This window comes from Rhodococcus sp. P3_B8 (assembly GCF_056402775.1).
The window spans coordinates 1-7840 of record NZ_JBFUGT010000301.1; the positions used below are offsets into that span (position 1 = coordinate 1).

The window sequence follows — 7840 nt, forward strand, 5'->3', positions numbered from 1 at the left end:
ACCACAGTGTGATGCGCACCTCCGACACTGACGGCACCCTGACCCCGACCGAATGCGTCCACGCATTGCAGTCGGTGCCCACAGGTCGTCTGCTCTACACCGAGGACGCCCTGCCCGCGGTGCGGCTGGTGACCTTCGCCGCCCCCCGCTCCGAGATCGTCATCGCGACCGAGAACGAGTCCTGGTTCGGCCGCTTCGATCGGACGTTCGTGGCGTTCGAGGCCGGGCATGTCGAGGCGGGAACCCGGGACGGATGGAGTGTGGTCGTTCTCGGCCACGCCCGCACCGCCACCGGCTCCGAGTATCTGTGCGGGTTCGACCACACCGGTCCGCCCCCGTGGACGATCCGACCCTCGGATTGTTACCTCGTCCTCGACATCGAGTACGTCACTGGCCGCCGCCTGACCCTGCCCCGGCTGGCAGGCGACCAGCGATAGGGCTCCCACTGCGCGTGGTGACCGTGGTCGGACTTGGCCTCGGTAGCGGCGCGATCACCACCGATTTCTCCGGCACTGGGGCCGGAGACGCACTCGACTCTTCGTCTCGGGGCACGCTCAGCTCATCGCATCGCATCGGACGGGGCGGACGGGGCGGCACGTGCCACCGTCGTCGTGTGGGTGACGATGCTTCCGCGCGGTGCGGTCACCGCGAACTCAGTTCCAGGGCCGAAGGTCACCCGTTCGTCCTTGGCGGCTGGTCTCCGCGTCGCCGGCCTGCCGTCGACGCACGCCCGGTGGAACGTGGCCGGGAAGGTGCTTTCTCTGTCGCTTCTGCCGATGACCTTGTGCTCTACGCCGCGCGCCCTGGGTGCGGAAGACTCGGATTCAGTAAGGATGGCCGAGGAGGCACGGGATGAATATCCATCAGTCATCCGCATCACGCTGGTGGAGACTGACTCCGTGGAGCCGAAATCCCCTCATGCGGGCCAGGGACCGTCTCGATGCCGTCGTCGCGGCCGTCGTGATCACCTTCGTCCTGATCATGGTCCCGTTCGCGGCGGCGTTCGGAACGGTGACCAACACCCGCCTGAACGATCAGTCCCGCGCCGACCTGCAGAGCGGACATGCACAATCTGCGGTTCTCATCGACGATCCGCACCAAGTCCTCGTGGGGGGTGCGGCCGGTGACGCCCCGGACACCGAAGACCATGCGACGGCTCAGTGGACTGCGCCCGATGGCACCCTCCAGTCCACCGACGTGGAAACCCGACCCGGCGCCCACCGCGGCGACACCGTCTCGGTGTGGATCGATCCTGACGGCCACGTGGTCGACGAGCCCCGATCGGGCCCGGAGAACGCGGCGATCGCCGTCAGCGCCGCGCTGTCGGTGTGGGCCACCGCCGCGGTTGGTTCCTTCCTGCTGCTCTGCGGGGTCCGGTGGGTGAATACGCGAAGCCGGATGCGCCAGTGGGATCGAGAATGGAACGATGTCGGCCGCACACCGGGATGGCCGGTCAGCTGACGATCCCCGCCTGGCGGGGCCACTGGATCGGATCGTCATCGGCGGGACCACGAGGCTGCCGACGGGGCAAGATCATCTAATTCGCTTGCACCGCAACACTGTTGCGGTGCGCGCAGCCGGACCTTCTGCATGTCAGATGGGCGACGGCTTCTCGTCGGTGCCAGCCGAGCCGGGGTCGTCCCCGTCGGCGAACATCGCCTGGATCCGTTGCAGGATCTCCGGCGTGCTCAGTGCTCGGCGGGTGGGAATGCAGTGATGCGGTGCGCTCACCGAAGAAGCCTGCAGGCGTGTCATGTGGGTACTCTCAGTCGCACAGATGTGGCCGAGCGGTGGCCAAGGCGCGGGCACCGATCCCGGTCACCATCAGTGTTCCTACCCACGCGACGGTCCGGCTAGGGGACAAAGTCCTTTCCACCGATCCCACCGATCCCGCCGAAAAACCCGCGGTGGGGCCGGCACGTCGATGGTGGCGGGGTCGGCGGCGGTCGAATTCCAGACCCCCGACTGATGAAGCTCGGTCGGATGTGCGGTCGGGCCCTCGCCTTCGCCCACGCCCGCGGGGGCGACCGGATCGCCATCGCCGCCTACCTCGGGGACGGCACCGATTTCGACCATGTGATGGCGGAATTCGCCGACACGTACACCGACCAGAACGCCCGAGACCATGCAGCACTGCTCGAGGCCATCACCGCGGGTCGCATCACCGCCGACACCGGACTCTGAGTCGCGCCCGACACGGCGTCCGAACATCATCGGTGATGGCAGGACTACGAGACCGTGGGTAGACGCGCGTCAGTCGCCCTCTGGCCCTTCGCCGGAGGCCGGTGGTGCGGGCTCCGGGATGCGCCTCATGCGGAACGAATTGAACACCCCGATGAGACCGGCGAGGATGGGGATGAGCAGGGCGATTTGAAGGGCGAGCGGTCGTGCGTCGGTGTTGATGCGGATGATCTCGTCCTGAATCTCCGGGGGCTGGTCGACGAGCAACTGTTCGAGCTGGGTGTTGCTCATGACTTCGGCGTCGTCCTCGAGCACCTGCGCCACCTGTTGCTGCTCGGCCGGCGGGAGCACGGTGCTCGACTCCGCCATCGAGGTGAAGGTGAGGGACAGCGTTGCCAGCATGATGGCGCCGGCGAACGCCAGCCCGAACGAGAGCCCGAACGATCCCGCCGCGGAATTGACGCTGGCGGCCTCGCTGATCCGCTCCTCCTCGATCGGGGCGAGTGTGTAGTTGTTGAGTTGAGACACCAGCAATCCCAACCCGGATCCGGCGATCACCAACGGGATCACCAGGCCCCAGCCGAACTCGGCGCGCGGCACGATCGGGATCAGTGCCGCGATCCCGATCGTCAGAAGCACGAATCCCCAGCGGATGATGCTGCTCGGGCGCCGGTCGCCGGCCTTCTTGCCCGCGAGCACCGCCACTGCGAACATGCTGAGCGAGAGGGGTGCGAGGGACAAGCCTGCCTGCATCGCGTTGTACTCGAGCACCATTTGCAGGTAGATCGGCAGCGCGATCATCGTGCCACCCAGGGCGATCTGCTGGAGCATCTGCCCGGAGATGCCCAGTCGGAAGATCTTGGAGCGGAACAGGTCCGGGTCCAGCAGTGCCGGCTTTCCTTGACGTTTGCGCCGCACGAGCCAGTACGCCAGCACGGCCATCGCAATCGCACCGATCACCAGGAGCGCACCAACGGATTCGCCGCCCTCCTGCCACACCAGGATTCCGAGCACGATCCCGCCCATGCCCAGAACGGAGAGGGCCGCGCCCATCAGGTCGATGACGCGGGGTCCGGTGTAGGGCACATCGCGGACCAGTTTGATGCCGGACAGGACGACCGCGATGATGACGACTTCGAGGACGAACGCGATGCGCCACGAGAGGTAGGTGGTGATGAAACCGCCGAGCAGCGGTCCGACGGCGGCGGCGATCGCGGCCGCGGCCCCGACCAGGGCGTAGACCTTCTTCTGCGCGGCGCCTTCGAAGTTGCCGTGGATGAGGGACTGCATGGCGGGCAACAGGAGTGACGCGCCGATTCCACCGAGTATCGCCCAGAAGATGATGATCGCGGTCAGGCTCTGTGCGAGTGCCATCGCCGACGCACCGACTGCGTAGCCGAGCAGGCCCAGCACATACGCCCGTTTGCGCCCGATGAGATCGCCGACCTTGCCACCGATGAGGATGAACGCGGCGGATACCAGCGCCTCGAGTGCGATCGCGGCCTGGACGCCGCTGACGGTCGTGTCGAGGTCGCGAACCACCGAGGAGATCGACACGTTCATCAGTGATGTGTCGACGACGAGGACGAACATCGCCATCGCCAGCAGGAGTCCGAGCAGGCGTTGCGGGCCCGCTGCCTTCTCGGAGGGATCGCTGGTCGTCGGTCCTTCGGTCATCACAGACCCACCGCCGCGGCTGTCGTGACGTCGATCCGGACGGGCGTGTGAGCGCGAGACCGTGTCGGCCTGCCGATCGGTCGCCCGCGCAGACCCGCGGACACGAGGTGGGACGGTAATCGACGGCAAGCCACCCAAGACGTCACGGCCACCTCCTGCGCGCACACCGCCCTGGTCAGGTCATCGGGCCCGGGACGGGAATGGGGTGGGGGTAGACGCGAGCGCGACGTCGATCCCGCAACACTGAGTGTCTCATGTGTGGGGGCGACCTATCTAGAATTCAAGCCCCGGGCCGGGCATGAGCCAAGCGTCGTTCCATACCCGACGCGCTCGGATGATTTCAGAAGCCACAGAGCCGTTCCGAGGACCGATCGTCGCAACGTCGAGCCGAGACGGGCCGGCATCGTTGTTGGTTTCTCCTCGGTTCGGACCGGCCGCCTGCGCCGCGGCAGTTACGGGGAGTACACACCTCGCCGAGGTCAGGAGTCGTCGTGCCCAAGCTGGAGATCCAGCGCAAGTCCGAGCTCTCCCGGAAAGAGGTGTCCGACCGGCTCATCGCGCTCGGGCAGGCCCTCGCGAGCGGCTCCGAGATGGAACTGGGCTCGGCCGGCGACTCGATCGAAATCGTCGTCGCCCACCGGGTCCGGTGGGAGCTCGAGATTGAGGTCGACGGCGACGAGACCGAGATCGAAATCGAAATCAGTTGGCGCGACGATCCGTCCGAGGAGTCGACGGCCGACGCGGAACCGGAATCGGAGAGTCCGCCTCCGATCACGAGTCCGGCTCCGGCCAAGACCACCGCGCGTCGTGGGCGGCCGCGCACGGCCACCGCCAAGTGATCTGTGCACATCGCCGCTGAGCCGCTACCCGGTGGGATCGCTACCCGGCGGGCGGCAGCGCGGCGGGTACGGCCGACGGCGAGACCGATTCGGTGATGTGCCGGCGGGCTGCTTTCTCGACGAGGAGAGGCACGAAGTCACGTACTCGCCCGTTCACGAAGCGCTTGTGCATGTTCCGCACGGTGTTTTCGATGTCCGCCGGTGGGATCGAGGGGTAACGCGTGATCAGGCGGGCGATGACCTGTTCGATCTGCAGCATTTCGTCATCTCCGCGCATTCATTCATCGTCTGCCCCGGAACGGACAAGGGGCAACACCCGAAATGGCAACGACACGCGGTGTGGTCACCGGTTGATATCGGTGCCGCGCGAACTCATGTCGGTGCGATCGGTTCGAAGGGCCGGACTTCGTCGTCGCCGGGCCGGACCACCCCGGCCGAGGATTCCGGCACCTCGTTCCACGCGCCTTCGAGGTCGCGGAGGGGCTCGGAGACCACGAAACGGGTCTCCCCGCCCAGGCGGTGCAGGACCTCGACTTCTGGGTGCAGTGCGCGCAGCTTCGCGACCTCGGTGGAGAAGAACAACGACCTCGACTGCCGCTCACTCGAATAGCGGAAGATCCACAGCGATTCGCCGTCGGTGGTCGCGACGGTCATCTGCACCGGATCCTCGACCCCATGGGCGCGGCCGACGTCTTCGACGAAGCCGACCGCCCGGGCCACGGCACCGAAGGGATCGTCGACGAGACCGAACGTCAGGGCGAGGAAGAACAAGGTTTCCGAATCCGTGGACCCCTCGATGTCGACGAACAGCCCCGGGTCGACGGCCATCACCAACTCGCGCCTGATCTCGTGAAACCCGCGCAGTGCGCCGTTGTGCATCCACAACCACTGCCCGTGCCGGAAGGGGTGACAGTTGCTGCGCTGCACCGGCGTCCCGGTTGAGGCCCGCACGTGGGCGAGCAGCATGGGTGTTCGCACCTGACCGGCGATCTCCCGCAGATTACTGTCGTTCCAGGCCGGTTCGATGCTCTTGTACACCGCCGGTTCGGTGCCCTCGCCGTACCAGCCGACACCGAAGCCGTCACCATTGGTGGTCGTCGCCCCGAGACGTGAGTGCAGACTCTGGTCGATCAGCGAATGTTTAGGGCGGAACAACAGGTCCTCCGCGATGATCGGCTCCCCCGAGTACGCCATCCACCGGCACATACCTCAATTCAAGCAGAGCCGACCCTGTCTGCGACAGCCCTGACGGGCACAGACCCCGCCCCCTTCGTGAAGGGCGCGCACGGACACCCGAAGGCGATGGCGGCACAGGATCAGCACGCGAAACAGTTTTCGCACCTCGATGGGGTCGACGCCGGATCGAGGGGCGGTCGGCGAGCCTGTGGGCTCGCGCTGAGCGTGTCAGCTGAGCGCCTTTGCCTTGAGGGCGTCGAACTCGGCCTGGGTGATGGTGCCCGCGTCGAGCAATGCTTTTGCGTCGGCGATCTGTTCGGCAGCCGACTTCCCGGCCACCTCCCTGATGTAGTGGTCGGTCGCCTGCTTCGCCGCGCTCTGCGCCTCGAGTTGCCGTTCCGCCATGCCGGGGCCCCGGGCGATGAGGTAGACGAACACACTGAGGTACGGCAGCACGACCAGGAAGATGATCCACAGAGTCTTGCCGAGACCGGACATGCCGCGGTCGCGGAACAAGTCACCGAGGACGTGAAACAGGATCATCAGGTAGGCGACGAACGCGAACACCATCAGCGTGTACCAGATCAGTTCCCACAATGAATCCAACATGGTGTGACTCCTTCGAGTGCGGCAGCCCCGCATGTGAGCTGCCTGGGTGCGGAACGGTTCTCAGATGTGCCCGCTCACCAGGCAAGCATCCACCTCCCGGGGCCTGTCGTCGCTGGTTTCTGCGCAACTCACGCTCGCGGGCGCATCCCGTGCGATCACGGTCATCGAGGCGAGTGCGGCCCCGTCGCCGACCAGGATGTCGTCGAGGTGATCCGGGCATCCGCCTGCCAACACCTGCAATGCCGGAGGAGAATGATTCTCACCAGGTAGTTTCGCGCCTTGACACGTAAAGGAACGGTCATGTCCGAGGACTCGGTGGTCAAACAGGGTGTGGCAAAGGGAACGTCGATGGGCGGGGCGGTTCTTCTCGTCACCGTCGGCGTGCTCGAGTTCCTCCAGGGGATCTCCGCGATAGCCAAGGACGACGTGATCGTCGTCGGCATCGAGTACACCTACCAATTCGACGTCACCACCTGGGGCTGGATCCATCTCGTGCTCGGCGTGATCGTCGCGGCCGTCGGTGCGGCACTGTTCACCGGGGCCACCTGGGCACGTGTCGGCGCGATGGTGCTGTGCGCCCTGTCGATCCTCGTCAACTTCCTATGGCTGCCCTACTACCCCGGGTGGGCAATCACGATCATCGCGCTGAACGCCGTCGTGATCTGGGCGGTCGCCACCTGGAACCCCGAAGTGATCTGATCCGCAATGGAAGACGGCACGAGCACCGGCCCACTCGACAAGGACGAACGCACCGAACTCCTCCGGTTGCGCGACGAGGTGGCGACGCTGCGCGGACAGGCCGCGGGCGCCGCCGCAGGTGTTCCGGCAGAACCGGTCGCCCACCCACCCCGGAACGGATTGCGCTGGACGGCCGTCACGATTCTGCTGGTCCTGGTCGCCGTTCTCGCACTCGCGTCGGTCACCGCACGCTTCACGAGAAGTCAGATCCTCGACACCGACCGCTACGTGAGCACGGTCGCCCCCCTCGGTGCGAATCCGGCCCTCCAGGCGGACATCACGAACCAGATCACCGACGAGATCTTCACCCGAGTCGACGTCGAGGGGCTCACCAAGGACGCACTCGAAGCACTGACCGACGTCTCGAATCTCGCAGCGAACGCTCCCCGGCTGGACGCGGCCGTGATCGGCCTCGCACCGGTGATCACGAGCCAGGCAAAGAACTTCGTCCACGACACCGTCAGCTCACTCGTGCAGTCCCAGCAGTTCGAGGACCTCTGGATCCAGGCGAACCGTTCGGCGCACAACGCGCTCGTGGCGGTGATGACGGGGAACTACGGTCTCAGCTCGGTGGAGGTCGACCAGAGCGGCACCGTCAGCATTTCTCTGGGCACCGTCAT

The 7840-nt window shown here is 66.1% G+C and carries 9 protein-coding genes and 2 pseudogenes; 6 read left to right on the forward strand and 5 right to left on the reverse strand.

Going from position 1 to position 7840, the window contains the following annotated elements:
- Together AC1D1G_RS38030 and AC1D1G_RS38035 are read left to right on the forward strand one after the other, a co-directional pair.
- A partial coding sequence (locus tag AC1D1G_RS38030) for a pyridoxamine 5'-phosphate oxidase family protein (RefSeq protein WP_477956163.1) occupies nucleotides 1–437 on the forward strand: 437 nt, incomplete at its 5' end.
- A 415-nt stretch (nucleotides 438–852) separates the two neighbouring features.
- Nucleotides 853–1461: an Rv1733c family protein gene (locus AC1D1G_RS38035; protein ID WP_477956164.1), complete on the forward strand. Its 609-nt coding sequence runs from the start codon at nucleotides 853–855 to the stop codon at nucleotides 1459–1461.
- A 132-nt stretch (nucleotides 1462–1593) separates the two neighbouring features.
- Here the strand turns inward: AC1D1G_RS38035 and AC1D1G_RS38040 are convergent, their stop codons facing one another.
- Nucleotides 1594–1731, reverse strand: a complete 138-nt coding sequence (locus AC1D1G_RS38040; protein WP_477956165.1) for a hypothetical protein — start codon at nucleotides 1729–1731, stop codon at nucleotides 1594–1596.
- Nucleotides 1732–1933: 202 nt separating this feature from the next.
- On the opposite strand from AC1D1G_RS38040, the pseudogene AC1D1G_RS38045 reads away from it, so the two are divergent.
- Nucleotides 1934–2184 (forward strand): annotated as a pseudogene (locus AC1D1G_RS38045) (DUF2252 family protein); the annotation flags it as partial.
- 69 nt (nucleotides 2185–2253) lie between these two features.
- On the opposite strand, the gene AC1D1G_RS38050 reads toward AC1D1G_RS38045, so the two are convergent.
- Nucleotides 2254–3858 carry an MFS transporter gene (locus tag AC1D1G_RS38050; RefSeq protein WP_477956166.1) on the reverse strand — a complete coding sequence of 535 codons (1605 nt, stop codon included), beginning with the start codon at nucleotides 3856–3858 and terminating at the stop codon, nucleotides 2254–2256.
- Nucleotides 3859–4349: 491 nt separating this feature from the next.
- Here AC1D1G_RS38050 and AC1D1G_RS38055 point away from each other — a divergent pair, with 491 nt between their 5' ends.
- Nucleotides 4350–4697, forward strand: a complete 348-nt coding sequence (locus AC1D1G_RS38055; protein WP_477956167.1) for an amphi-Trp domain-containing protein — start codon at nucleotides 4350–4352, stop codon at nucleotides 4695–4697.
- Nucleotides 4698–4737: 40 nt separating this feature from the next.
- Here AC1D1G_RS38055 and AC1D1G_RS38060 read toward each other — a convergent pair whose 3' ends face one another.
- The 3 genes from AC1D1G_RS38060 to AC1D1G_RS38070 form a co-directional block, all read right to left on the reverse strand.
- The gene (locus AC1D1G_RS38060) at nucleotides 4738–4974 is read right to left on the reverse strand and encodes a three-helix bundle dimerization domain-containing protein (protein WP_206017578.1); all 237 of its coding nucleotides are present in this window, start codon (nucleotides 4972–4974) and stop codon (nucleotides 4738–4740) included.
- Between the two features lie 95 nt (nucleotides 4975–5069).
- The gene (locus AC1D1G_RS38065) at nucleotides 5070–5891 is read right to left on the reverse strand and encodes a class II glutamine amidotransferase (RefSeq protein WP_477956168.1); all 822 of its coding nucleotides are present in this window, start codon (nucleotides 5889–5891) and stop codon (nucleotides 5070–5072) included.
- A gap of 210 nt (nucleotides 5892–6101) precedes the next feature.
- On the reverse strand, nucleotides 6102–6482 hold the full coding sequence (locus AC1D1G_RS38070) for an SHOCT domain-containing protein (protein WP_206017580.1): 381 nt from the start codon (nucleotides 6480–6482) through the stop codon (nucleotides 6102–6104).
- Between the two features lie 300 nt (nucleotides 6483–6782).
- Between AC1D1G_RS38070 and AC1D1G_RS38075 the strand changes: the two genes are divergently transcribed.
- Together AC1D1G_RS38075 and AC1D1G_RS38080 are read left to right on the forward strand one after the other, a co-directional pair.
- Complete coding sequence (locus tag AC1D1G_RS38075) at nucleotides 6783–7181, forward strand: DUF7144 family membrane protein (RefSeq protein WP_477956169.1); 399 nt, start codon at nucleotides 6783–6785, stop codon at nucleotides 7179–7181.
- 6 nt (nucleotides 7182–7187) lie between these two features.
- Nucleotides 7188–7840: pseudogene (locus AC1D1G_RS38080) on the forward strand (hypothetical protein); the annotation flags it as partial.

What these genes read in the sequence shown, in the direction of transcription:
- AC1D1G_RS38035 (WP_477956164.1), top strand. Translation starts at nt 853, where the DNA reads ATGAATATCCATCAGTCATCCGCATCACGCTGGTGGAGACTGACTCCG.
- AC1D1G_RS38050 (WP_477956166.1), bottom strand. Translation starts at nt 3,858, where the DNA reads ATGACCGAAGGACCGACGACCAGCGATCCCTCCGAGAAGGCAGCGGGC.
- AC1D1G_RS38060 (WP_206017578.1), bottom strand. Translation starts at nt 4,974, where the DNA reads ATGCGCGGAGATGACGAAATGCTGCAGATCGAACAGGTCATCGCCCGC.
- AC1D1G_RS38065 (WP_477956168.1), bottom strand. Translation starts at nt 5,891, where the DNA reads ATGGCGTACTCGGGGGAGCCGATCATCGCGGAGGACCTGTTGTTCCGC.
- AC1D1G_RS38070 (WP_206017580.1), bottom strand. Translation starts at nt 6,482, where the DNA reads ATGTTGGATTCATTGTGGGAACTGATCTGGTACACGCTGATGGTGTTC.
- AC1D1G_RS38075 (WP_477956169.1), top strand. Translation starts at nt 6,783, where the DNA reads ATGTCCGAGGACTCGGTGGTCAAACAGGGTGTGGCAAAGGGAACGTCG.